Source organism: Burkholderia sp. Bp9004, from assembly GCF_003858025.1.
Taxonomy (GTDB): Bacteria; Pseudomonadota; Gammaproteobacteria; order Burkholderiales; family Burkholderiaceae; genus Burkholderia; species Burkholderia diffusa.
Map to the genome: position 1 here is coordinate 95343 of NZ_QTQD01000011.1, position 24387 is coordinate 119729.

General features: G+C 65.9%; 25 protein-coding genes and 1 pseudogene. 15 read left to right on the forward strand and 11 right to left on the reverse strand.

Going from position 1 to position 24387, the window contains the following annotated elements:
* Positions 1-7 precede the first annotated feature (7 nt).
* Positions 8-1759, forward strand: coding sequence for an ATP-dependent endonuclease (locus DIE08_RS14855; protein ID WP_124902335.1), 1752 nt, complete (start codon positions 8-10; stop codon positions 1757-1759).
* 442 nt (positions 1760-2201) lie between these two features.
* Here DIE08_RS14855 and DIE08_RS14860 read toward each other — a convergent pair whose 3' ends face one another.
* The 6 genes and pseudogenes from DIE08_RS14860 to DIE08_RS14885 all read right to left on the reverse strand — a co-directional run bounded on the left by DIE08_RS14860 (position 2202) and on the right by DIE08_RS14885 (position 6527).
* Positions 2202-2561 carry a gamma-butyrobetaine hydroxylase-like domain-containing protein gene (locus DIE08_RS14860; RefSeq protein ID WP_124902336.1) on the reverse strand — a complete coding sequence of 120 codons (360 nt, stop codon included), beginning with the start codon at positions 2559-2561 and terminating at the stop codon, positions 2202-2204.
* Complete coding sequence (locus DIE08_RS14865; RefSeq protein ID WP_124902337.1) at positions 2558-3553, reverse strand: HEAT repeat domain-containing protein; 996 nt, start codon at positions 3551-3553, stop codon at positions 2558-2560. The genes DIE08_RS14860 and DIE08_RS14865 overlap by 4 nt, the downstream gene beginning before the upstream one ends.
* A 35-nt stretch (positions 3554-3588) precedes the next feature.
* Positions 3589-3747, reverse strand: a pseudogene (locus tag DIE08_RS14870) (ABC transporter ATP-binding protein); the annotation flags it as partial.
* Positions 3748-3757: 10 nt separating this feature from the next.
* Entirely contained in the window at positions 3758-4003 is a 246-nt protein-coding gene (locus DIE08_RS14875; RefSeq protein WP_006755644.1) for a ferredoxin family protein, read from the reverse strand.
* A gap of 17 nt (positions 4004-4020) precedes the next feature.
* The gene (locus DIE08_RS14880) at positions 4021-5760 is read right to left on the reverse strand and encodes a fumarate reductase/succinate dehydrogenase flavoprotein subunit (RefSeq protein ID WP_124902338.1); all 1740 of its coding nucleotides are present in this window, start codon (positions 5758-5760) and stop codon (positions 4021-4023) included.
* Positions 5757-6527 (reverse strand): GntR family transcriptional regulator, encoded by a 771-nt coding sequence (locus DIE08_RS14885; protein WP_124902339.1) that lies wholly within the window; start codon positions 6525-6527, stop codon positions 5757-5759. Before DIE08_RS14885 ends, DIE08_RS14880 begins: the two co-directional genes overlap by 4 nt.
* Before the next feature lie 306 nt (positions 6528-6833).
* On the opposite strand from DIE08_RS14885, the gene DIE08_RS14890 reads away from it, so the two are divergent.
* From DIE08_RS14890 to DIE08_RS14945, 12 genes are all read left to right on the forward strand, one after another.
* Positions 6834-8051 carry an MFS transporter gene (locus tag DIE08_RS14890; RefSeq protein ID WP_124902340.1) on the forward strand — a complete coding sequence of 406 codons (1218 nt, stop codon included), beginning with the start codon at positions 6834-6836 and terminating at the stop codon, positions 8049-8051.
* 283 nt (positions 8052-8334) lie between these two features.
* Positions 8335-8736: a DnaJ family domain-containing protein gene (locus DIE08_RS14895; RefSeq protein ID WP_044843744.1), complete on the forward strand. Its 402-nt coding sequence runs from the start codon at positions 8335-8337 to the stop codon at positions 8734-8736.
* On the forward strand, positions 8733-9314 hold the full coding sequence (gene tadA / locus DIE08_RS14900) for a tRNA adenosine(34) deaminase TadA (protein ID WP_124902341.1): 582 nt from the start codon (positions 8733-8735) through the stop codon (positions 9312-9314). The genes DIE08_RS14895 and tadA overlap by 4 nt, the downstream gene beginning before the upstream one ends.
* Before the next feature lie 105 nt (positions 9315-9419).
* Positions 9420-10358 carry a muramoyltetrapeptide carboxypeptidase gene (gene ldcA / locus DIE08_RS14905; RefSeq protein WP_124902342.1) on the forward strand — a complete coding sequence of 313 codons (939 nt, stop codon included), beginning with the start codon at positions 9420-9422 and terminating at the stop codon, positions 10356-10358.
* Positions 10359-10665: 307 nt separating this feature from the next.
* Complete coding sequence (locus tag DIE08_RS14910) at positions 10666-11370, forward strand: GntR family transcriptional regulator (RefSeq protein ID WP_124902343.1); 705 nt, start codon at positions 10666-10668, stop codon at positions 11368-11370.
* Between the two features lie 149 nt (positions 11371-11519).
* Positions 11520-13004 (forward strand): NCS1 family nucleobase:cation symporter-1, encoded by a 1485-nt coding sequence (locus tag DIE08_RS14915; RefSeq protein WP_124902344.1) that lies wholly within the window; start codon positions 11520-11522, stop codon positions 13002-13004.
* A 10-nt stretch (positions 13005-13014) separates the two neighbouring features.
* Positions 13015-13851: an aspartate/glutamate racemase family protein gene (locus DIE08_RS14920; RefSeq protein WP_124902345.1), complete on the forward strand. Its 837-nt coding sequence runs from the start codon at positions 13015-13017 to the stop codon at positions 13849-13851.
* 150 nt (positions 13852-14001) lie between these two features.
* A complete protein-coding gene (gene puuE, locus DIE08_RS14925) occupies positions 14002-14955 on the forward strand; it encodes an allantoinase PuuE (RefSeq protein WP_059599953.1) in 954 nt (317 codons plus the stop codon).
* Positions 14952-15473 carry a 2-oxo-4-hydroxy-4-carboxy-5-ureidoimidazoline decarboxylase gene (gene uraD, locus DIE08_RS14930; protein WP_059599954.1) on the forward strand — a complete coding sequence of 174 codons (522 nt, stop codon included), beginning with the start codon at positions 14952-14954 and terminating at the stop codon, positions 15471-15473. Before puuE ends, uraD begins: the two co-directional genes overlap by 4 nt.
* Positions 15474-15534: 61 nt before the next feature.
* On the forward strand, positions 15535-16548 hold the full coding sequence (gene alc / locus DIE08_RS14935) for an allantoicase (RefSeq protein WP_124902346.1): 1014 nt from the start codon (positions 15535-15537) through the stop codon (positions 16546-16548).
* Positions 16545-17057, forward strand: coding sequence for an ureidoglycolate lyase (locus DIE08_RS14940; protein ID WP_059599956.1), 513 nt, complete (start codon positions 16545-16547; stop codon positions 17055-17057). The genes alc and DIE08_RS14940 overlap by 4 nt, the downstream gene beginning before the upstream one ends.
* Positions 17058-17232: 175 nt before the next feature.
* Positions 17233-17643, forward strand: a complete 411-nt coding sequence (locus DIE08_RS14945) for an ACT domain-containing protein (RefSeq protein WP_124902347.1) — start codon at positions 17233-17235, stop codon at positions 17641-17643.
* A 98-nt stretch (positions 17644-17741) separates the two neighbouring features.
* Here the strand turns inward: DIE08_RS14945 and DIE08_RS14950 are convergent, their stop codons facing one another.
* On the reverse strand, positions 17742-18935 hold the full coding sequence (locus DIE08_RS14950) for a urate hydroxylase PuuD (RefSeq protein ID WP_059599958.1): 1194 nt from the start codon (positions 18933-18935) through the stop codon (positions 17742-17744).
* Positions 18936-19017: 82 nt separating this feature from the next.
* Positions 19018-19371, reverse strand: a complete 354-nt coding sequence (gene uraH, locus DIE08_RS14955; protein ID WP_011657188.1) for a hydroxyisourate hydrolase — start codon at positions 19369-19371, stop codon at positions 19018-19020.
* A 511-nt stretch (positions 19372-19882) separates the two neighbouring features.
* Here uraH and DIE08_RS14965 point away from each other — a divergent pair.
* Positions 19883-21295, forward strand: coding sequence for an 8-oxoguanine deaminase (locus DIE08_RS14965; RefSeq protein WP_124902349.1), 1413 nt, complete (start codon positions 19883-19885; stop codon positions 21293-21295).
* Positions 21296-21413: 118 nt separating this feature from the next.
* Here DIE08_RS14965 and DIE08_RS14970 read toward each other — a convergent pair whose 3' ends face one another.
* Together DIE08_RS14970 and DIE08_RS14975 are read right to left on the reverse strand one after the other, a co-directional pair.
* Positions 21414-22343, reverse strand: coding sequence for a LysR substrate-binding domain-containing protein (locus tag DIE08_RS14970; protein WP_059599960.1), 930 nt, complete (start codon positions 22341-22343; stop codon positions 21414-21416).
* A gap of 221 nt (positions 22344-22564) precedes the next feature.
* Positions 22565-22774 (reverse strand): dodecin, encoded by a 210-nt coding sequence (locus tag DIE08_RS14975; protein ID WP_006755984.1) that lies wholly within the window; start codon positions 22772-22774, stop codon positions 22565-22567.
* Positions 22775-22908: 134 nt separating this feature from the next.
* On the opposite strand from DIE08_RS14975, the gene DIE08_RS14980 reads away from it, so the two are divergent.
* Positions 22909-23802 (forward strand): NAD(P)-dependent oxidoreductase, encoded by an 894-nt coding sequence (locus DIE08_RS14980; RefSeq protein WP_124902350.1) that lies wholly within the window; start codon positions 22909-22911, stop codon positions 23800-23802.
* Positions 23803-23879: 77 nt separating this feature from the next.
* Here the strand turns inward: DIE08_RS14980 and DIE08_RS14985 are convergent, their stop codons facing one another.
* Positions 23880-24326, reverse strand: coding sequence for a hypothetical protein (locus tag DIE08_RS14985; protein ID WP_027784713.1), 447 nt, complete (start codon positions 24324-24326; stop codon positions 23880-23882).
* Between the last annotated feature and the right edge of the window lie 61 nt (positions 24327-24387).

Sequence of the window (24387 nt, forward strand, 5' to 3'; positions counted from 1 at the left end):
GGAAACCATGAAGCTTCGCCGTCTGCGCATCCACAATTTCCGATCCATCGTCGATGCCGATATCGAGGTTCACGACTACACGATGATCGTGGGTGCCAACAACGCGGGCAAGAGCAACATCATTGCCGCGCTCCGGGCGTTCTATGAGGACTTTAAGCATTCAGGAGACGACCTTCCCAAGATGAAGGGTGCACAGATTGACGAATCCTGGGTCGAACTGACCTTCGGTTTGTCAGAGAGCGAATGGGAGGGGTTGGCGGATAAATACAAGGCAGGTGTGGCTGGTCACAGCCTCACCGTCCGGCGCTACTTCATATCCGGGGAAAAGGACAGGTTCAAGCCAAGCCAAAGCAACATTTACGCCATCATCAATGGCGAGCCGGAGAAAGACCTGTTCTATGGAGCGAAGAACGTCGGTACCGCCAAGGTTGGCAGCGTCATCTACATCCCGGCACTGACCACCGCTGCCGAGCAGATGAAAACCAGCGGCCCGTCGCCCTTACGGGATATGCTTAATCTGATGCTAAAGCGTGTAATCGCGGACAGCCCGGCTTTCAAGGAAATGGAGGGCGCGTTCGGAAAGTTGAACGACGAGGCGTGTGGAGATCAGGGCTTCTTGACTCAGATTTCCAAGCCCATCAATCAATCCATCGAGCAATGGGGCATTCGCTTCGATATGGGGGTGAACCCGGTCGCACCGGAGGACATCACCAAGAACCTGATCCGGCATGGCTTCGTGGATGCGATGCTTGGGGAAACCTCGTTTGCACTCGATCGTTATGGGCATGGGTTCCAGCGATCGTTCCTGTATGAACTGATCAAGCTTGCGCCGAGCTTCACCGAAAGCAAGGTGCCCACGAAAAAGGAATTCGACCCTGAATTCACCCTCATCTTGTTTGAGGAGCCGGAGGCATTTCTGCATCCCGCTCAACAGGAGAATATGGCTTACCACCTGCGCAGGCTGGGGTCGGGGGATGCTCAGCAGGTCATCGTGACTAGTCATTCGCCGATCTTCGTAGGCAAGGTGGCGGACGATCTGTGCCAGATTGTCCGCGTTCGCCGCAATAATGGTATGAGTAGCATCGGCCAAGTCAAGAAGTCTGACCTTGGCGGCGTGCTTGGTCAAGGATACGAATTCAAGACGTGGCTGGAAAATTACGTCAGCGACGCAGCAGTGCCGGATAACGCGAAGGGAAACGCCAAGAAGTTGTTACAGGGTGCAACCGATGATACGGTGATTGCGGAACAGGAGGAGAGATTCCGCTATCAGCTCTGGTTGGATTCCGAGCGGGCCTCAATGTTCTTCGCGGACCGTGTGCTGCTTGTTGAGGGGGCGACCGAGAAAGCCTTGTTCGCATGGCTGCTCGCACGGGACTGGCATGACTTGAGCCGTCATCGTGTGGCGATTGTCGATGCGATGGGGAAATACAATCTGCATCGCTATATTGCTCTACTTGAAGGGTTTGGCATCCCGTATGGTTTGATGCTGGACGACGATCAGGACAAAGACCACCACAAGGTCGTGAATGAGATGTTGAGGAACAAGGCGGGCCCAAGCCGCCTTGCGGAGGCTTGTTTAGTCAATGAGTGTATGGAGAAATTCCTCGGATTGAACTTGCCTGTTCGAGACGACCAGAAGCCGGTTCACACCCTGAAGGCCATTGAGGCTGGCGTCATCGCTAAAGACAAGCTCGACGATCTGCGCAAGTTATTCCTGAAGTCCCTGGCCCTCGAAGCTGAACAGCCTGTCGTTGCATAAATCTTGCTGCCATGACCATGCCCTGATGACTGTCATCGAAACCCAAGGCCGCTGTGAGTGGGGCATGAAACCCTCGTGTCCTTAGACAAGACGGGTTGTCCAGGCAGTGCGTGGTCACGCAGCTACTGAGCCGACAGTTGGGCTGCGCAGGCTGGTCTTGGTATTTTTCGTGGTATCTCAGGTTGGCTAAGGAATTAAGCTATTGAATTTATTTTGGAAATCTCACTTATTCATAATCGAGTGGGAGTGATTCGGCGCCGGGGCGTGCCTCGGTAGCGGACCACGGCATCTGACGATGCGGACGCCCGGCAGGGATGACCTGCCGGGCGTTGTCGTTTGTGCGAACGGCGATCGTGATTGGATTGACGCTGGGGGAGCGTGTCTTCCTTGCCGTCTTGCCCGCCCCGTGCACCGCCGCGCGCACGGCCGGACAGTGAGCGGATCAAGGCACCCGCGGTGCGCGGTGAATGGCTGGCCGCTGTGCCGGCACATCGCGCGATGCGATGCCCGCATCCGTCTCGTCTCTGCCAAGTTCCGCCAAATATGGCCACGGATAGATGCCGCGCGCGTGACCATCACCGAACAGCAGGCGGATGCCGTACCCGGCCGGTTCCACGCCGTCCAGCGTCAGCTCGAGCGGCGCGTCGATTCGCTTGCCATCAAGCCGGATCTTCCGGCACGCGGCGCATGGACAATCGCCGCGCAAGCGCGCATAGCCGATATGCTGAGTGCTGCCGTCCGGCCAACACAGCGTCAACGCACGAGTCGCATGATCGAGACGAATCTCTGTCGGCGGCGTCATCGCGCATCTCCTCCAATCTGCGCGATGGCGATGCGCACGGCCTTGCGTACTTCGGGATCGCGATCCTCCAATGCATCATGCAGCGCGGGCAGCGTCGCAGGATCGCGCAGTTCGCCGAGCGCGAGCGCCGCCTCCTTGCGCAGATTGCTGATCGCATGGGACAGCAGCGCGGCGACCGCCGGCGCCGCGGCGGCGTCGCGCAATTGCCCGAGTGCGCGCACCACACGCAAGCGCACCTGCCAGTAATCGTCATCGAGCGCGGCGACGAGCGGCGCGCGAGCGACCGCGACACGCAGCTTGCCGAGCGTCGTGGCCGCTTCCTCGCGTACCTGCCATTCGGCGTCGCGCAGCGCCGCAAGCAACGCGGTGACGACGGTCGTGTCGTCGGACGCCGCGAATCCGACCGCGCCGACCGCGATGCGCCGCACGTCCGCATAAGTGTCGTTCGTGGCGATGCGTGCGAGCGGCGACAACGCACGCACGTCCTTGAGCCAGCCGAGCACGGCGACGGCCTCGGCGCGCACGGCCGCCGCCGGCGCGTCGAGCGCGTGCAGCGCCGGCGTGAACGCGTCGGGGTCGCGCAGTTCGCGCAGCGCGCGCAGCGCGGCGCCGCGCACGAACGGCTCGGCGTGTTCGGCCCAGCGGCACAGCACGGCGCCGGACGCGACATCCTTCAGTTCGGACAGGCTGTGTGCCGCGGTCGCGCGCACGTCGTCGTCCGGATCGAGCAGCGCGTGGCACAGCGTGTCGACGACGACGGGCTGCTCCCAGGCGGCGAGCACCCGCGCAGCTTCGCCGCGCACGACGGCGGCCGGATCGTCGCGCAATGCCGCAACGAAGACCGGCACGAGATCGGGATCCTCGAGATCGGCGAGTTCGAGCAGCGCGATGCGGCGCACGGATGCATCGGGTGCCGCAACATGTGCGACGAGCGCGGCATGGTCGGAGGCGTGCGCGCCATGCAGCGGGAAAGCAGGGGAGGAAGCGGTCATGGGAAAAATCAGGATCATTAACGAAGCGTGTGAGGCGTGACGAGCAGCGCGGTCGCACCGATCCGCGATCCGATGTCGAGTAGCAGCGTCTGCATCATTCGGCGCGTCTGTGCGTCGAGCACGCCGAACGATTCATCCGTCAGCACGATGCACGGCCGGAAGATCAGCACACGTGCGATCTCGACGCGCCGGCGGCCCGTCGGGTCAGCGTAGCAGGTACGGAATGTCGACCTTGACGGCGCCGGTCGGGCAGTCGCGTTCGCACGGCATGCAGTACCAGCATTCGTCGAACTGCATGTAGGCCTTGCCTTTGGTCACGTCGATGGCGAGCAGGTCGAGCGGGCACACGTCGACGCAGACGGTGCAGCCCTTGTCGGCGATGCAGCGGTCCTCGTCGATCGTCACGGGCGCGCTGCTGCGCAGGAAGATGTCGTGCGGGGTATGGGGCACGGTAAGGCTCCTCGGAGTCAGAGGGCGGCCGCGAGGGCGGCCGGTTCGCGGATGCGCAGGTGCGCGTAGGCGCTGCGTTCGTCGTCGGCAAGCGGCACGACGTAGGGCTCGACCGGCCGTTTCTCGCTGCGCATCGTGCCGTCGGCATCTTTGCGCAACCATGTGTGGCAGAACCATTCAGCGTCGTTGCGATGCGGAAAATCGACGCGATGGTGGTATAGCCCCCAGCGGCTCTCGGTACGGAACAGCGACGCACGCGCGGCCATTTCGGCGCAGTCGCGAATCGCGCGCACTTCGGCCGCGCGCATCAGTTCGTGCGGATGGACCGCCTTGAGTTCTTCGATGTCCTCAATAATGTCGTCAAAGCGTTGCAGTCCGATTTCCATCTTGCGCGTCACCTTCGGCGGTTGCAGATAATCGTTCACCATGCGGCGCAGCTTGTATTCGACCCGCGCCGGCGCGAGGCCACGCTCGCGTGTGAGGGGCGCGAGCACGCGGGTGCGTTCGACCGCGACCTGTTCGTCGTCCACCGGCGCGTGATCGCGGCCGGCGACGTAGTCGGCCGCGTTCTGCCCGGCGAACCAGCCGTAGGTGAACGCGCCGAGCATGTAGTTGTGCGGGACGGCCGCCATGTCGCCGGCCGCGTAGAGCCCCGGAACGGTCGTTTCCGCGCGGGCGTTCACGTATACGCCTGACGCGCTATGGCCGCTGCAGAAGCCGATCTCGGAGATGTGCATCTCGACCATCTGGCGTCGGTAGTCGGTGCCGCGCCCTGCGTGGAAGCGACCGCGGCTCGGCCGCTCGTTCGTGTGCAGGATCTGCTCGATGGTCTGGATCGTTTCCTCGGCGAGGTGGTCGAGCTTCAGGAACACCGGGCCGTTGCCGCCTTGCAGTTCCTGGTAGAACTCCCACATCATCTGGCCGCTCCAGTAGTCGCACTCGATGAAGCGTTCGCCCTTGCCGTTCGCGGTGAAGCCGCCGAGCGGGCCCGTCACGTACGCGCAGGCCGGGCCGTTGTAGTCCTTGATCAGCGGATTGATCTGGAAGCATTCGAGGTTCGCGAGCGCCGCGCCGGCGTGGTACGCCATCGCGTAGCCGTCTCCCGCGTTGGTCGGGTTTTCGTACGTGCCCATCAGGTATCCGGATGCCGGCAGCCCGAGGCGGCCGGCCGCGCCGCAGCACAGGATCACGCCCTTTGCGCGGATCACGTGGAAATCGGCCGTGCGGCAGTCGAAGCCGAGCACGCCGCTCGCGCGGCCGTGCGCGTCGGTCAGCACGCGCGTCGCGACGATCCGGTTCGTGATCGCGATGCGCGCACGCTTCAGCTGCCGGTACAGTACCTTCTTGATGTCGTGACCTTCCGGCATCGGCAGCACGTACGAACCCATGTGGTGGACCTTCTTCACCGCGTAGTCGCCGGTGCCGTCCTTCTCGAACTTCACGCCCCAGCGGTCGAGCTGCTCGATCGTCGCAAAGCTGTGCGTCGCATATGCGTACACGGCCTGCTGGTCGACGATCCCGTCGTTGGCGATCGTGATCTCGCGTGTGTACTGCTCCGGCGTCGCGTGGCCGGGAATCACCGCGTTGTTCAGGCCGTCCATCCCCATCGAGATCGCGCCGCTGCGCTTCACGTTGGCCTTCTCCAGCAGCAGCACGCGCAGCGACGGGTCGCGCTCCTTCGCCTTGATCGCCGCCATCGGACCGGCCGTGCCGCCGCCGACCACGACGATGTCGTATTCGAGTACATGGGTGTTCATTGCGGGTTCCTTAATGGTTGGTGCGTCTTCTGCCGGTCGATGCGCAGCCGGTACTGGAACGCGTCGCCACGGAAGTACAGGTGTTCGTAGTCGATCGGCGCGCCGGACGCGTCGTGCGTCAGGCGCTCTATCCGCAGCACGGGGCTGCTTTCCTCGACGCGCAGCGCATCGACGATTTCATCGTCGGCGAGGATCGCGTCGATCGACACGTCGGCGTGGCCGAGCGGCACGCCGCAGTCGTTCTCGAGAATCAGGAAGATGTCGCGGGTTGCGAGATCGGCGCCCGCGAGCCGCTTGCCGAGCGCCGCGGGCACCCACGTCTGCTCGAGCGACACGGGCTCGCGGTTCAGCAGCCGCACGCGGTGGATCTCGACGAGCGGCGCGCCTTCCGGCACGTTCAGCTTCGCTGCGAGATGGCGGTCGGCCTTCACGGTGCGAAAGCTGCGCAACTGGTTGACGATTTCGTAACCCATTGACGACATCGCCTCGGCGAAGCCCTGCAGCGATGTCACGTTCTGGAACGCCTTCGGCTTCGACACGAACGTGCCCTTGCCGTGCAGCCTGAACAGCAGGCCTTCCTTCTGCAGGTCGCCGAGCGCCTGGCGCACCGTGATGCGGCTCACGTCGAACATCGCGCAGAGTTCGTGCTCGGACGGCATCCTGCTGTGTGGCGCATAAGTGCCGTCGAGGATACGCGTGCGCAGCGTGTCCTTGATCTGCACGTAGAGCGGGGCCGCCGACAGCGGCACGACATTGGGGCGGGTCATCGGTCAACTTGTCATGACAAGAGGATTCGAGTGTAGTGACCGCGTTCGCGCGCCCAAACCAACCATTTCTGATTTCGACATTCCGATTCCGGAAAAGCGGGGCGGCTGCGCGGCCGAGGTTCGTCCGGATCTGCCCCTTGTCGACCGCTCGACACCGTCGACGATCGGGCATGAGCGCTCGCGTGTGCCACGCATGTCGATTCCCCGCTGCGTCGTTCGTCGTATCGATGTCGACCGGATTCGCGACGGCGTCCGCAGCCAGGTTCCTCGTCGAGGCCTGACCTACGGAGAGAAAGGAGGTGCCAGATGCCTGATTCCCGCTATCGCTGGGTGATCGTCGCCGCGGGCGGCCTGATGGGCTGCATCGCGATCGGCGCGATGTTTTCGCTGCCCGTGTTCCTGCGGGCCATCGCACGCGACACCGGCTGGTCGATGACCGGCATTTCCGCCGCGATGACGCTCGGCTTCATCGCGATGGCCTTCGCGAGCATCGGCTGGGGCAGCCTGTCGGACCGGATCGGCACGCGTGCGGTGGTCGTGACGGGCGCCATTCTGCTGTCGGCGAGCCTGGCGCTTGCGAGCCGCGCGCCTTCGCTGCTCGCGTTCCAGCTGATTTTCGGGCTGGCCGTCGGCAGCGCGACGGCCGCGGTGTTCGCGCCGATGATGGCCTGCGTGACGGGCTGGTTCGACACGCATCGCAGTCTCGCGGTGTCGCTGGTGTCGGCCGGCATGGGCATGGCGCCGATGACGATGTCGCCGCTCGCGGCATGGCTCGTGTCGGGCCACGGCTGGCGCACGTCGATGTTGTTGATCGCCGCGCTCGCGGCCGCCGTGATGATTCCGGCGTCGCTGCTCGTGCGCCGCGCCCCCGCGCTCGATGGGCCGCACGCCGAGCCGGTGCCGGCCGGCGTGCCCCGATCCGCACCGCTGTCGGTCGGCGGCGCGCTGCGCTCGCCGCAGTTTATCGTGCTGCTGCTGACCAATTTCTTCTGCTGCGCGACGCATTCCGGCCCGATCTTCCACACGGTCAGCTACGCGGTGACGTGCGGGATTCCGTTGATCGTCGCGGTGTCGATCTACAGCGTCGAGGGGCTCGCCGGCATGGGCGGGCGCATCGCGTTCGGGCTGCTGGGCGACCGCCTCGGCGCGAAGCGCATGCTCGTGGCGGGACTGCTCGCGCAGGCGCTCGGCGCGCTCGGCTACTACTTCGTGCGCACGCTCGACGGGTTCTACGCGGTCGCGACGCTGTTCGGTTTCATCTATGCGGGCGTGATGCCGCTCTATGCGGTGCTCGCGCGCGAAAATTTCCCGCTGCGGATGATGGGCACCGTGATCGGCGGCTGCGCGATGGCCGGCAGCCTCGGGATGGCGGCGGGGCCGGTCGCGGGCGGCCTGATCGTCGATGCGCTGGGCAGCTACCGTTGGCTGTACCTCGGATCGTTCGCGATCGGCATCGGCGCGTTTCTCGTCGCGATGCTGTTCCGCCCGTTTTCGAAGGCGCGGTCGCAAGTGGTCGCCGCATGACCGGGCAGTCGCGAAACGGCGATTCCGGCGGACGACGGACGCCGATCGACCCGGACGAAAATAAAAAACAGGGCCGGACATCGCCCGCGCAAACGGCGCGAAATCGACGGTAAATCGGCGCGGAGCCTGCTGCGGCGCAGCACAGCGGCAAGTCGTGGCGATCGGCGCCCATGCGCCCCGATTCGGCCCTTAAAAAACACAATATCGAGCATGCCTTCGAAGGGCCTGTCATACGCACGTCACCCTGCTAGAATTCGGCTGCCGCATTTGTTCCGATTGACTGATGAGATTGCTTGACGCACTGGTCGAACAACGCATTGCCGCTGCTGCCGCGCGGGGCGAGTTCGACGATTTGCCGGGTACCGGCGCGCCGCAGGCGCTGGATGACGACCTGCTCGTACCCGAGGAGGTGCGGGTGGCCAACCGTATCCTGAAGAATGCGGGCTTCGTGCCGCCGGCCGTCGAGCAACTGCGCGCGCTGCGCAATCTGCAGGACGAACTGCAGGCGGTCAGCGATCGTGCCGCGCGCTGCCGGCTGCAGGCGAAGATCCTCGCCCTCGACATGGCGCTCGAATCGCTGCGCGGCGGCCCGATGGTGATGCCGCGCGATTATTGCCGGCGCATCGCGGAACGTCTGTGCGAGCGCGGGCTCGACGACGCGCCCGCCGAAGCGGGGCCGATGTGAGCGCCGACGCGCTGCACGACGCGGCAGCCGGATCGGTTGCTGCTCCCGATTCTCCCGTTCCCGAAGCCACACCCGTGTCGGCGCGCGACCTGCATTTCATGCGGCTCGCGCAGGCCGCTGCCGCAGAGGCGCGCGCGGCCGGCGAAGTGCCGGTCGGCGCGGTGCTCGTGCGCGGCGACGAGGTGATCGCACGCGGCTTCAACCACCCGATCGGCGGGCACGATCCGTCGGCCCATGCGGAAATGGCCGCGCTGCGCATGGCCGCGCAGCATCTGCAGAATTACCGGATGCCCGGCTGCGAGCTGTATGTGACGCTCGAGCCGTGCCTGATGTGCGCGGGCGCGATCATGCACGCACGCATCGCGCGAGTTGTCTACGGCGCCGCCGATCCGAAGACGGGCGCGTGCGGCAGCGTGATCGACGCGTTCGCGAATCCGCAACTCAACCACCATACCGACGTAACCGGCGGCGTGCTCGCCGATGAGTGCGGGGCCGCGCTGAAGTCGTTCTTCGCGGAGCGCCGTCGCGCGCTGCGTGAAGCACGGCTCGCACGCGACGCCGAATCCGGCGCGCCGTAACCCTTGCCGCGCCCGTCGCCCGGAGCAGGGCGGGCAGCACGGTTCCGTGAACCGGAGACGGTTCGGACCCTCTAAGCAGGTTTGACGACCTCGATACCTTTCGCCATGTCCCTCCAGCCCGCTGCGTCCTACACCATCCGCCTGCTGGCGCCGTCCGGCTATCCGCACGACCCCGATGCGATCAACCGCGCGCTCGAGCGCCTGAGCGGCTCGCAACATCGCATCGAGAACATCGAGGCGACGCAGCGCCGCTTCCAGCGATTCGGCGGCACCGACGGCGAGCGGGCCGGCGACCTGAACCGCCTCGCGGATCCGGAACGCGCGCTGCCGGACATCGCGCTCGCGGTGCGCGGCGGCTACGGCGCCGCACGCATCCTGCACGGGCTCGACTATCGCGGGCTCGAGCGCCGCCTGCGCGACCAACCCATCGCGCTCGTCGGCCACAGCGACTTCACCGCGATCCAGCTCGCGCTGTACGCGAAGGCGCGTATCAAGTCTTTCGGCGGTCCGATGCTGTCGGCCGACTTCGGCGCGGAAACGCCGAGCGACTTCACGATGCAGCACTTCTGGCAGACGCTGACGCAGCCGAGCACGACGATCATCGCCGAGGCGCCGCAGGTGCACACCGTGAACGTGACGGGCACGCTGTGGGGCGGCAACCTGGCGATCCTCACATCGCTCATCGGCACGCCGTACATGCCCGACATCGAGGGCGGCATCCTGTTCGTCGAGGATGTCAACGAACAGCCGTTCCGGATCGAGCGGATGATCTATCAACTGCATCTGTCGGGGCTGCTCGCGCGCCAGCAGGCGCTCGTGCTCGGCCAGTTCACCGGCGCGCGGCCGTTCGAATACGACAACGGCTACGACATGCAGGCGATGATCGACCAGGTGCGTGAGGTGGTCGGCATTCCGGTCGTCACCGGGCTGCAGTTCGGCCACGTGCCCGACCTGCTGACGCTGCCGTTCGGCGCGCAGGCGCAACTGGTCGCGAATGCGCACGGGTTCCGGCTCACGTTGTCGGACTATCCGCACCTCGGCTGACGCTGACGTGGTCGATGGAAAGGCGGGTCTCCCGCCTTTTTCTTTATGTAAGTGCGCAACTAACGGTCAAAAATCCCGGCGGACTTCGACAGCGTCGTCGCCGGTTCTTGCACCAGTATTGTCAACAAAATCCCGGGAAGGGTATACGACAAGAACGGCCTCTGTCATGGCATGAAGGCTTGTTGTGCATGGATTTCGCGCATCCCGCACCGATTGAGGTCGCGTCCGTGCACGCCGATTGTGCGGAACTTCGGAAAAGAATTGTTGACAATTTTTATGTCCGTCCTAGGATGAGGACCATCACACGATGCAGAACATGAACGATTCCGCTACCCATCCGTCCGGCGCTGCCGGTCCCGACGCGATCGCCGAGCGGATCCGCACGGCGATCCTCGAGCATCGGCTCGCGCCCGGCGCGAAGCTGACGGAGGCACAGCTCTGCGACGTGTTCGGCGTGAAGCGCGGAACGATCCGGCAGGCGCTCTCGCAGCTCGCGGCCGACAAGCTGGTCGATCTCGAGCCGAACCGCGGTGCGTTCGTCGCGAGTCCGACACTGCAGGACGTGCATGAGGTGTTCGAGATGCGCAGGATCATCGAGCTGGCCGTCGTCGAGCGGCTCGCGACGGGGCCGGGGGCGAAGCGGCTCAAGGGCGTCGCCGCGCTGATCGACAAGGAACGCAGGGCGTTCGAGCGGCACGACTTCGCGGCGTGGATCCGCCTGTCGGGCGAATTCCACACGGCGCTCGCGGCGCTGACGGGCAATGCGACGCTCTGCGAGTGCCTCGACGGGCTCGTCGCACGCTCGACGTTGATGTCGGCGCTGTATGAATCGCACGGGCGCAGCCCGTGCTCGTGCGACGACCATGACGAGATACTGACCGCACTGGAAGCGGGCGATTCGAAGCGGGCGGTGACGCTGATGGCGCACCATCTGCAACATGTCGAACTGAAGATGCTGGACCGGCCCGCGCAAGGGCAGGTCGATTTGCGCGAAGTGTTCGGCGGCGCCTGAGCGGCGACGCGAACCCGGCCGCGCGCCACACAACGAGAGCAATGCAGGCCGGCGGTTCGCGCCGCCGGCCGCCAGTCCGACTCCGGGCAACGATCCGGAGCGATATCGATGACGGTGGAGCGGCTGTTCGGCCGCGTCAAGGAGAAGTCATGGCTCAGTTCAGTGTGGCGCACGACAGTGCGTATCCGGCGGAAGAAGGCGGCGAGGGCGGCGGCCCCACGTTGCCGGACGGTTACAGTCAACGTTTGTACAACGAAGATTTGGCACCCCTTAAGAATCAGACATGGGGCGCTTACAACATCTTCGCATTCTGGATGTCGGACGTGCACAGCGTCGGCGGCTACGTGTTCGCGGGCAGCCTCTTCGCGCTCGGGTTGACGAGCTGGCAGGTGCTGATCGCGCTGATCGTCGGCATCACGATCGTGAACCGGCTGTGCAACCTGATCGCGCGGCCGAGCCAGCAGATCGGCGTACCGTATCCGGTCGCGTGCCGCGCGACGTTCGGCGTGTTCGGCGCGAACGTGCCGGCCGTGATTCGCGGGCTGATCGCGATCGCGTGGTATGGCATCCAGACCTATCTCGCGTCCAGCGCGCTCGTGATCGTCGTGCTGAAGTTCTTTCCGCAATGGCTGCCGTACGCGGACGTCCATCGCTACGGCTTCCTCGGGCTGTCGGCGGTCGGCTGGGCCGGCTTCATGCTGCTGTGGGTGCTGCAGGCGCTCGTGTTCTGGAACGGGATGGAGACGATCAAGAAGTTCATCGACTTCGCGGGCCCGGCCGTCTACGTCGTGATGTTCATCCTGGCCGGCTACATGGTGTGGCGCGCGGGATGGCGCAACATCGGCATCAACCTCGGCGGCGTGAAGTATCACGGCGCGGAAGTGATTCCGGTGATGATCACGGCCGTGTCGCTCGTCGTGTCGTACTTCTCCGGGCCGATGCTCAATTTCGGCGATTTCTCGCGCTACTGCCGCTCGTTCGGCGACGTGAAGCGCGGCAACTTCTGGGGGCTGCCGGTCAACTTCCTCGCGTTCTCACTCGTCACGGTGATCACCACCGCCGCGACGCTTCCGGTGTTCGGCGAACTCATCACCGATCCCGTCGAGACGGTCGGCCGCATCGACCACCCGACCGCCGTGATCCTCGGCGCGCTGACCTTCACGATCGCGACGATCGGCATCAACATCGTCGCGAACTTCGTGTCGCCCGCGTTCGACTTCTCGAACGTCGCGCCGCGGCTGATCAGCTGGCGCGCGGGCGGAATGCTCGCGGCCGTCGCGTCGATCTTCATCACGCCGTGGAACCTGTTCAACAATCCGGCCGTGATCCACTACACGCTCGACGTGCTCGGCGCGTTCATCGGCCCGCTGTACGGCGTGCTGATCGCCGACTTCTACCTCGTCAAGCGCGGCCGGCTCGTGCGCGACGACCTGTACACGATGTCGGAGCGCGGCACCTACTGGTACACGGGCGGCGTGAATCGCCGCGCGCTCGCGGCGCTGCTGCCGGCCGCGGTGATCGCCGTCATCTGCGTGATGGTGCCGGGCTGGCAGGCCGCTGCGAACTTCTCATGGTTCATCGGCGCGGGGCTCGGCTTCGTGTTCTACCGGCTGCTCGTGAGCACGAAGGCCTGAGGAGCGCGCGATGAAGATCAAGCTGATCAATCCGAACACGACGCAGCGGATGACCGACGCGATGGGCCGCTGCGCGCGTGAAATCGCGGCGGCAGGCACCGAGATCGTCGCGGTGAGCCCGCCCATGGGGCCGCCGTCGATCGAAGGTTATTACGACGAGGCGCTCGCGACGCCCGGGCTTCTGGCCGAGATCGCGCAGGGCGAGCGCGATGGCTGCGACGCGTACGTGATCGCGTGTTTCGGCGACCCGGGCCTGTATGCGGCGCGCGAACTCGCGCGCGGGCCGGTGATCGGGATCGCCGAGGCGGCAATGCATGCGGCGAGCGTGCTCGCGCCGGGCTTCTCGGTCGTCACGACCCTCGCGCGCACCTGCGGGATGGCGTGGCATCTCGCCGAGCGCTACGGGATGAAGCGGTTCTGCCGCAACGTGCGGGCGACCGACGTCGCGGTGCTCGAGCTCGACCGGCCCGGTTCGGCGGCGCGGCGGATCATCGTCGACGAATGCCGGCGCGCGCTCGACGAGGACGGCGCCGACGCGATCGTCCTCGGCTGCGCCGGGATGGCCGAATTCGCGCACGAGATCGAGCAGCAGATCGGCGCGCCGGTCGTGGAAGGCGTCACGGCGGCCGTCAAGTGGGCCGAGGCGCTCGTCGCGCTGCGCCTCGCGACCGCGAAGCGCGGCGACTATGCGCGGCCGCTGCCGAAGCGCTACGACGGCGAATTCGCGCGTTTCAGCCCGCCGGAGGACGCGCCCGCGCCCGCGCCCGCCGCCGCCACGGCGCGAAGCGGGAGCGACACGTCGGAACCGGTCCCGAATTTGCCGCAACCGCACATACACGCCGTCTGACATGCACTATCTGCGCCGCTGTATGGGCGCGTATGAACGTTTTCGCTACACTGGGCCGTCATCGCATCGGCCCGTGCGGCCGGCCTCCGGCACCCGCGCGGGTCGATGCGAACCCATTACTTCAGCAAGCTTTCGCCGCACTTCGAACCCATGTCACTCGATCCCAACTATCCTCGCGACCTGATCGGCTACGGCCGCCATCCCGTGCAGGCGAACTGGCCCGGGCGTGCCCGCGTCGCCGTGCAATTCGTCCTGAACTACGAGGAGGGGGGCGAGAACTGCGTGCTGCACGGCGATCCGGGTTCCGAGCAGTTCCTGTCCGAAATCGTCGGCGCGGCCGCGTATCCGGACCGCCACATGAGCATGGAATCGATCTACGAATACGGTTCGCGTGCCGGCGTGTGGCGCATCCTGCGCGAATTCGAGAAGCGCGGGCTGCCGCTGACGGTGTTCGGCGTGGGCATGGCGATCGAGCGTCATCCGGAACTCGCGCGCGCATTCGTCGAGCTGGGTCATGAAATCGCGTGCCACGGCTGGCGCTGGATCCACTACCAGAGCATGACGCCGGAACTCGAAGCCGAGCACATGCGCCTCGGGATGGAAGCGATCGAGCGCGTGACGGGCGAACGTCCGCTCGGCTGGTATACCGGCCGCGACAGCCCCAATACGCACCGTCTCGTCGCGGAATACGGCGGTTTCCTGTACGACTCCGACAACTACGGCGACGACCTGCCGTTCTGGATGGACGTCGACGTGTCGGGCGGCAGGAAGTTGCCGCAACTGATCGTGCCGTACACGCTCGACACGAACGACATGCGCTTCGCGACGCCGCAGGGCTTCAACACCGGCGACCACTTCTTCGACTACCTGCGCGACGCATTCGACGTGCTGTACGCGGAGGGCGACGAAGCGCCGAAGATGCTGTCGATCGGCATGCACTGCCGACTGCTCGGCCGGCCGGGACGTTTCCGCGGGCTGCAGCGTTTCCTGGATCACATCGAGAAGCACGATCGCGTATGGGTGACGCGCCGTGTCGATATCGCGCGTCATTGGCGTGAACATCATCCGTATCAGCCCAATCATCGAAACGAAGGGAAAGCATGAAGGCGATGCGTTACACGTTGGAGCAACTGAACACGATGGCGCCGAGCGCATTCGTCGCGGCGCTGTCGGGGATCTTCGAACATTCGCCGTGGGTGGCCGAGGTCGCCGCGGGCGAGCGGCCGTTCGCGAGCATCGATGCGCTGCACGAAACGATGTCGAACGCGGTGGAGACGGGCGGCGAAGTGCGCCAGCTCGCGCTGATCAATGCTCACCCGGAGCTCGCCGGCAAGGCCGCCGTGCGCGGCGAGCTGACGGCCGAGTCGACGCGCGAGCAGAGCGGCGCGGGCCTCGACCAGTGCACGCAGGAAGAGTTCGACAAGCTGCTGACGCTGAACCGCACGTATCGCGAGAAGTTTGGCTTTCCGTTCATCCTCGCGGTGCGCGGCTACGACCGGCACGGCATCATCGCGAACTTCGAGTCGCGCGTGAATCATTCGCGCACCGAGGAACTGCGCGCGAGCCTCGACCAGATCTACCGGATCGCGCGCTTTCGTCTCGACGACCTGATCGACGCCTGACACCTCACGACGGCCTGCTGCGTCGCGGCGGCCGATCGCATCACTGAAACAAGGAAACATCATGGCTGTTCCGCTTCTCGATCCCGACGCCCCCGACTTCACGCGGCGCTACGTGAACCTCGCCGACCCGCGCCTCGGTGCGCAGGCGCTCGAGGCCAGCGACGACTTCTTCGCGCCCAAGGACCGGATGCTGAACCCCGAGCCGGCCGTGTTCATTCCCGGCAAGTACGACGACCACGGCAAGTGGATGGACGGCTGGGAAACGCGCCGCAAGCGCACGACGGGCTACGACTGGTGCATCGTCAAGCTCGCGCGGCCGGGCGTGATCAAGGGCTTCGACATCGACACGAGCCACTTCACCGGCAACTTCCCGCCGGCCGCGTCGATCGAGGCCGCCTTCGTGGCCGACGGCGCGCCGACGCACGCGACCGAATGGGTCGAGATCGTGCCGTCGACGACGCTGCAGGGCAACAGCCATCACTATGTCGAAGCGAGCGACGCACGGGCGTTCACGCACCTGCGCGTGAACATCTATCCGGACGGCGGCATCGCGCGCCTGCGCGTGTATGGCCAGCCGCAGCTCGACTGGGCCGGCGCGAGCGCGACCGAGCAGTTCGACCTCGCGGCAATGGAAAACGGCGGCTACGTGGTAGCCGCGAACAACCAGCATTTCGGCGTCGCGTCGAACCTGCTGCTGCCGGGCCGCGGCGTGAACATGGGCGATGGCTGGGAAACCCGCCGCCGCCGCGAACCGGGCAACGACTGGGCGATCATCGCGCTCGCGCAGCCGGGCGTGATCCGCAAGATCGAAGTCGATACCGCGTTCTTCAAGGGCAATTACCCGGACCGCTGCTCGATCCAGGCCGCGTACGTGTCGGGCGGCACCGACAGCTCGCTGATCACGCAGTCGATGTTCTGGCCGGTGCTGCTCGGCGAACAGAAGCTGCAGATGGACAAGCAGCATTACTTCGAGCACGAGATCGCATCGCTGGGCCCCGTGACCCACGTGCGCCTGAACATCATTCCGGACGGCGGTGTGTCGCGCCTGCGTCTGTGGGGGACGCTCGACAAATGAAGACACTCGTAATCGAACCGCTGACCAAGGACGCGTTCGCGCCGTTCGGCGATGTGATCGAAACGGAAGGCGCGAAGCAGATTCCGATCAACCTCGGCACGACGATCCGCTTTCACGATCTCGCGAAGGTCGACGTGACCGACGAAGACGGCCGCACGCTCGTCAACCTGTTCCGCGGCCAGCCCCGCACGCTGCCGTTCGAGGTGAAGATGCTCGAGCGCCATCCGCTCGGCAGCCAGGCGTTCGTGCCGCTGAACGACCAGCCGTATCTCGTCGTCGTCGCGCCGGCGGGCGATCTCGATCCGTCGAAGATCCGCGCGTTCGTGACGAGCGGGTGGCAGGGGGTGAACTATGCGAAGGGCGTGTGGCATCACCCGCTGATCGCGCTCGGCGGCGTCAGCGACTTCATCGTCGTCGATCGCGGCGGCGACGGATTGAACCTGAACGAGCAGGACCTGCCGGAATCGCTGTGGCTCACCGAGGACGCACTTGATGCGCTGACGGCCTGAGCAGCGTTTCGCCAGTACCGTTTCATCGAAGAGACCCGCGCGACCTGCGCGGGTTTTTTTATGGTCTCGGCGCACGCATCACGGCATGACGCCGCCGCTACGTCGAAGACGTCGATCGCGTGCTATCGTGCCCGCATCGCCACCGCACGACGCCCGGTTCCCGGGCCGTACCACGATGAGCCAACCTGAAAACGACCTCGCGATCCTGTTGCGCACGATGCGGCCGGAACTGCATCGCGGTGCGTGCGCCTTCGTCGCACTGCCGGACGATGCCGACATATCGTTATCCGAAGCGATTGCGACGTTCCGAGAAACGGAAGGCATGACGGTCGTCGTCGACGAGGCAACGGCCGCACGTCGCGGCTGGCCCGTGCTGTTCCGCGCCGCGTGGATCACGCTGACGGTGCATTCGGACCTCGCGGCGGTCGGCCTGACGGCCGCGTTCGCGAGCGCCCTGGGCGCGGCAGGCATCAGCTGCAACGTGATGGCTGCTGCATATCACGATCACATCTTCGTTCCGTTCGACGACGGCCCGCGCGCGCTTGATGCGCTCGTCGCGCTGCAGCGCGACGCGATGCGGGGCTAGCAGGGCACACGTTCCGGACGGGCAAAAAAAACGGGCCCGTTTCCGGGCCCGCGAACGGAGAGGATTGCGCCGGCAACCGACGGCCGGCGCGCGGCGGCTTACTTGACCGCGCCACCCTCGAACCATGCGGCGAGCTTCACGCGCTCGTCGTCGGTCATGTGCGTGACGTTGCCGATCGGCATCGCCTTCAGGCGCACGGCCTGTTCGTAGATGCGTTGCGCGTTCTTCGATACTTCGTCCGGCGTATCGAACATCACGCCGGCGGGCGCGCTGCCCATCAGCGTCGGCTTCGCCGAGTGACACTCGACGCAGCGCTGCTGCAGGATCGGCATGATGTCGTTGATCACGATCTTCGGTGCGTTGGCCGCTTGCGCTTCCGGCGCGACCGGCTTTGGCATCGTCCACACCAGTGCGCCCGACAGCAGCGCGACGCCGCCGATCGGCAGGTACCACAGCTGCTTGCCGCGGTGACGCATCACGAAGAACTGACGGATCAGCGCGCCGGCCAGCATGATCAGCACGAGCACGACCCAGTTGAACTTGTTCGTGTACGTCATCGCATAGTGGTTCGACAGCATCGCGAACACGACCGGCAGCGTGAAATACGTGTTGTGCACCGAACGCTGCTTGCCGCGCTTGCCGTAGATCGGGTTCGGTTCTTCGCCCTTGAGCATCTTGTCGACCATCTTGCGCTGGCCCGGGATGATCACGAAGAACACGTTCGCCGACATGATCGTCGCGAGCATCGCGCCGACGATCAGGTACGCCGCACGGCCCGAGAAGATGTGGCACGCGAGGTACGCGGCGACGACGACGTAGACGCCGACGCAGATGCCCAGCACGCGATCGTTGGTGCCGAGGATTCGGCACAGCGAGTCGTAGACGATCCAGCCGGCCGCGAGGAAGCCGAGGGCGGAGGCGACGGCGACCACCGGGCCCATGTCGAGCACGCTCTTGTCGATCAGGTACGTGTTCGGTGCGAGCAGGTACAGCACGAAGAACAGTGAGAAGCCCGACAGCCAGGTCGTGTACGACGGCCACTTCGACCAGTGCAGGTCATCCGGCATTTCCGGCGGGGCGACCGTGTACTTCTGCATGTTGTAGAAACCACCACCGTGGACGTGCCACAGTTCGCCGAACACGCCGCGCTTGCGCTGGTTCGCGTCGGTCGGCGGTTTCAGGCTGTTGTCGAGCGCGACGAAATAGAAGGACTCGCCGATCCACGCAATGGCGACGATGACGTGCAGCCATCGCAGCGCGAGGTTCAGCCAGTCGGTGATGAAGCCTTCCATGAAACTCCTCCAGACTCAGATCGTTGTCTTTGATGCGGGCGCCGATGCGTCGGGCGCCGATACGTCGGGCGCCGATGCGCTGTCAGCTGCCGCGATAGGTGCTGTACGACCACGGCGACACGAGCAGCGGCACGTGGTAGTGCGATGCGGTGTCGGCGATGCCGAAGCGCAGGACGACGCGGTCGACGAAGCGGGGTTCGGGCACCTTCACGCCGAGCGATGCGAAGTAGTCGCCGGCATGGAACACGAGTTCGTATTCGCCGGCGGCGAGCGCGGCGCCTTCGAGCAGGGGTTCGTCGCAGCGGCCGTCGCTATTGGTCAGCACGGTCTTGATTGCGCGGCGCGATTCGCCGTCCAGCGCGTAGAGGTCCACCTTGATGGCAGCGCCGGGGCGACCGTGTGCCGTATCGAGTACGTGGGTAGTGAGCTTTCCCATTCGCAATTGTCCTTGTGTGAATGCGAGGTTCGGCGGCGACTCGATCCATTGACTGTGCGGCGGATCGAGGCTCCACGTCACGTGGCTACATACCCGTCGGCGAGATTGAAGCGAGCGCCGTGCAGGCATTGTAAAAAGGTTCCCCGCGCAAATACGGGCGCGATATCAAAGATAATGCGCCGCGCATGAGCGGCTGTCGACGGCACGCCGGATACGGCTTCCGGCGGCCGTTTCGGGCGCTCGGCCGGGCGTTGCGCGGCGTACCATATCGAATCCGTGAAGCGCGGTATTCCGGATCGCGCATTGTGTGCGGCGCGCGCTTGGGCGATCCTCCCGCCGTGCGCGTCGGCCCGTGGCCCGCGCGCACCCCGAAGACGGCGAGCACGCCGGGTAACCGGGCCAGGGCGTTCGAACGGACGCAGGCACCGGAGCGTGCCGCGATTCAGCGTTCGAACGGCTGTGTGACCGTCCCCAGGAACCGCCCCTGGGGGCAGACCGACGCGGAGAACGCATGAACCTCGAGCAGCACGCCGGCGCACGCGCGCCGAACTCTTCCTCATCCCACCCGAAAACTCTGCTGGTCAAGCACGCCGACGTGCTCGTGACCATGGACGACACGCGCCGCGAGCTGCGCGACGCGGGGCTCTATATCGAAGACAACCGGATCGTCGCGGTCGGCCCGAGCGCCGAGTTGCCCGATACCGCGGACGAAGTGCTCGACCTGCGCGGCCACCTCGTGATCCCGGGGCTCGTGAACACGCATCACCACATGTACCAGAGCCTCACGCGCGCGGTGCCGGCCGCGCAGAACGCCGAACTGTTCGGCTGGCTGACGAACCTGTACCGGATCTGGGCGCACCTGACACCCGAGATGATCGAGGTGTCGACGCTGACCGCGATGGCCGAACTGCTGCAGTCGGGCTGCACGACGTCGAGCGACCATCTGTACATCTATCCGAACGGAAGCCGGCTCGACGACAGCATCGGCGCCGCGCAGCGAATCGGCATGCGCTTTCATGCGAGCCGCGGCGCGATGAGCGTCGGCCAGCGCGATGGCGGGTTGCCGCCCGATTCGGTCGTCGAGCGCGAGCCCGACATCCTGCGCGACGCGCAGCGCCTGATCGAGACCTATCACGACGAAGGCCGCTACGCGATGCTGCGGGTGGTGGTCGCGCCGTGCTCGCCGTTCTCGGTGAGCCGCGGCCTGATGCGCGATGCGGCCGTGCTGGCGCGCGACTACGGCGTGTCGCTGCACACGCACCTGGCCGAGAACGTCAACGACATCGCGTACAGCCGTGAGAAGTTCGGGATGACGCCTGCCGAATACGCGGAAGATCTCGGCTGGGTCGGCCACGACGTGTGGCACGCGCACTGCGTGCAGCTCGACGATGCGGGCATCGGCCTGTTCGCGCGCACCGGCACCGGCGTCGCGCATTGCCCATGTTCGAACATGCGGCTCGCGTCGGGCATCGCGCCCGTGAAGAAGATGCGTCTCGCGGGTGTGCCGGTCGGGCTCGGCGTCGACGGTTCCGCGTCGAACGACGGCGCGCAGATGGTTGCGGAAGTGCGGCAGGCGCTGCTGCTGCAGCGGGTCGGTTTCGGGCCCGACGCGATGACCGCGCGCGAGGCGCTCGAGATCGCGACGCTGGGCGGCGCGAAGGTGCTGAACCGTGATGACATCGGCGCGCTGAAGCCCGGCATGGCCGCGGACTTCGCCGCGTTCGACCTGCGTCAGCCGCTGTTCGCGGGCGCGCTGCACGATCCGGTTGCGGCGCTCGTGTTCTGTGCGCCGTCGCAGACGGCGTACACGGTGGTGAACGGGAAGGTGGTGGTGCGGGAAGGGCGGTTCGCGACGCTCGACCTGCCGCCGGTCATCGAGCGTCACAACGCGCTGGCGCAAGCACTCGTGGAGGCGTCGCGCTGACGCATCGATGTGAAGGTCGCGCTGCGATCGGGCGCGTGGCCGAGGCCATGGCCGCCACACGCCACGATTGCACGGGGCCGCACCGCGACGGCATGGCCGCCGCGCGCGTCGTGCGCGATTACGTCTCGATCAGCGTGCGGGTTGCTTCGGCGACGAGGCTGCGCAGCCAGCGCACTTCGTCGGAGTAGTGGCAGCGTTCGTGCCACAGCTGGTAGTACTGCATCGGCGGGAAGTCGAGCGGCGCCGGCACGACCGACAGCGGCAGGAACTTCGCGTAGTGATCGGCGAACAGGCGCGTCGTCGTGAAGATCAGGTCGGACTTCACCAGCACGTACGGCGCGAGGTTGAAGTACGGCAGCGTGACGACCACGTGACGCTTGAGCCGTTCGCGCGCGAGATGCACGTCGATCGCGCCGCGCTGGCCGACCGAGTACGGCGTCGGCGCGAGATGCGGCGCGTTCAGGTACTGGTCGAGCGTGAGCCCGCCGCGCTTCGCGAACGGATGCGTGTTGCTCATCAGGCAGACGATTTCATCGACGAACAGGTTCGACAGGTGCAGCTGCTCGGGTGGCTCGGGCCAGTTGCCGACGACGATGTCGAGCTTGCCGTCTTCCAGCGCGAGCTCGTAGTCGAACGCGGGGCCGAGCGAGTGGAACTCGAGCGTGGCGTTCGGCGCCGCCTGGCGGAAGCGTTCGACGACGGTCGGCACGAACAGCACGTTCAGGTAGTCGGGGCAGCCGATCCGGTAGCAGCGGATCGACGTGGCCGGGTCGAAATTGTGCTGCTGGAACTTGATGCGCTCGATTTCGCGCAGTGCGTTCTGCACCGGCTCGAGCAGGCGCAATCCGTACTCGGTTGGGACCATGCCGGACTTGCCGCGCACGAGCAGTGGGTCGCCTGTGATGTCGCGCAGGCGCCGCAGTGCGGCGCTGATCGCCGGTTGCGACTGGTTCAGTTTGACGGCCGCGCGCGTGACGCTGCGCTCCATCAACAAGGTGTGCAAGACGCGCAAGAGGTACGTGTCGATCGCCTCGCGTTGCTGACTCATGATTTCTCCGGTTTATATGTCTGGGCTGATCGAGGGGTGATGTGGGTATATGGTTTTTAATATGAACGAAAACCAGCGTCAAGAGATGGATACCCGCACACGCACGCCGGCCGGGCCTCGCGAAGGGACCCGAACGGGGCGTGATGCGGGTGGGCGCGGCGCCGCGCGGATGCGCGTTGCACGCATCCGGCGGCCAGTGCACCGCGCGTGACGCGCGTGCGTCAGTCGTCGATACGCATGCCGACTTTCAGCGTGACCTGCCAGTGGATGACCTGGTCGCCTTCGATGTGGCCGCGCGTTTCGGTGACCTGGAACCAGTGCAGGTTGTGCAGCGTCTTGCCGGCTTTCGAGATCGCGTTGCGGATGGCGTCGTCGCACGATTGCCGCGACGAACCGGTCAGTTCGATCAGCTTGTAGACGTGGTCGCTCATGATGCGCTCCCTGGGATGTCGGTTTGTGCGGCCGCGCAAGCGGCGGGCCCGAGGCGGCACCGCGCGTGTCCGGCTTCTTGAGTGATAGGTATGATGGGCGGCAAGTGCAACCCCAATTGGAGACGAGGAACATCGTGGAAGTCGGATTTTGCGGACCGGGATTGATGGGCGCGCCGATGATTCGGCATTTGCTGGCGGCGGGCCATCGGGTCAGCGTATGGAACCGGACGCGCGCCAAGGCCGAGGCGCTCGAAAAGGACGGTGCACTGGTGGTCGACACGCCGCGCGAACTGGCGGAGCGCGTCGACACGGTGTTCGTGTGCGTGCTCGACGGCCGTGCGGTCGGCGACGTCGCGTTCGGCGAGCACGGGCTCCTCGCCGGCGATGCGAATGCGCGCCGCCTGAAGCGCATCGTCGATCATTCGAGCATTCCGCCTGCCGCGACGCGCGACTACGCGGCGCGCGCGGCCGCGCTCGGCGTCGGCTGGATCGACGCGCCCGTATCGGGCGGCGTGCCCGGCGCGCAGGCCGGCACGCTCGCGGTGATGGCGGGCGGTGGCGCGATCGACCTCGACGCGGTGCGGCCGCTGATCGACACCTACGCGTCGCGCATCACGCACATGGGCGACGCGGGCGCGGGCCAGACCGCGAAACTCTGCAACCAGGCGATCGTCACCGCGACGGTGACCGCGATCGCGGAAGCGGTCGGCCTCGCGCAGGCGAGCGGCATCGACGCCGCGCGTCTGGCCGACGCACTGGCGGGCGGGTGGGCTGATTCGGTGCTGCTGCAGACCTTCGTGCCGCGCATGACGTCAGGCGGTCATCCGCCGATCGGCGCGCTGAGCACGTTCCAGAAGGACGTCGACGCGATCGCCGACGCCGCGCGCGACACCGGCGCGGTGATGCCCGTATCGGCCACGGTGCAGCAGGTGCTCCGGCTGGGCGCCGCGCAGGGGCTTGCCGGTGCCGATTTCGCTGCGTTCATCGACATCGTCCGGCCCGGCAACGGGCGCGCGACGGCGCAGTGATCGCGCCGCGACAGTGAAGCGGGAAGCCTGAATGGCCGATGGGCCGCCCGGAGGCGGCCCATCGAGTCGGTGTCGGTTCAGCCGAGGGAGCGCGGTGTCGTGTCGCCGGCGTTCTGGCGTCCGAGGCCGCCGCGCAGGCTCGCCTTCGTGCCTGCACCAAATTCGGGCAGGATGCGCGCGCGGGCGCGGCTCGCGAACACGAGGAAGCCGAAGCCGTTCGCCTCGTACCAGTACCCGCCGTTCTCGAGGCCGTCGAGCGGTTGTTCGAGTGCGTTGGCGATCGATTCGATGCAGCGCTTGCGCAGTTCGGCGATGGCCGGATAGGGCGGCTGAGCGCCGCGCACGCTGCACAGGAGCACGTCGAGGCCGGGCAGCACATGCGCATACAGGACGGGCTCGTCCTGCGCACGGGCGCGGGCAATCTTGGTGTCGAGCTGCGCGAACGGTTTCGAGTGGCGCAATACCGCGAGGAACGACTCCTGGCCGTCCTGTTGCGCACGTCGACGTTTTTTCGGGAAGGACATAAACACTCGCCTCAAAAACAATTGCAAGAAATGCGGCACTTTCATGCGACCCACTCCCGGC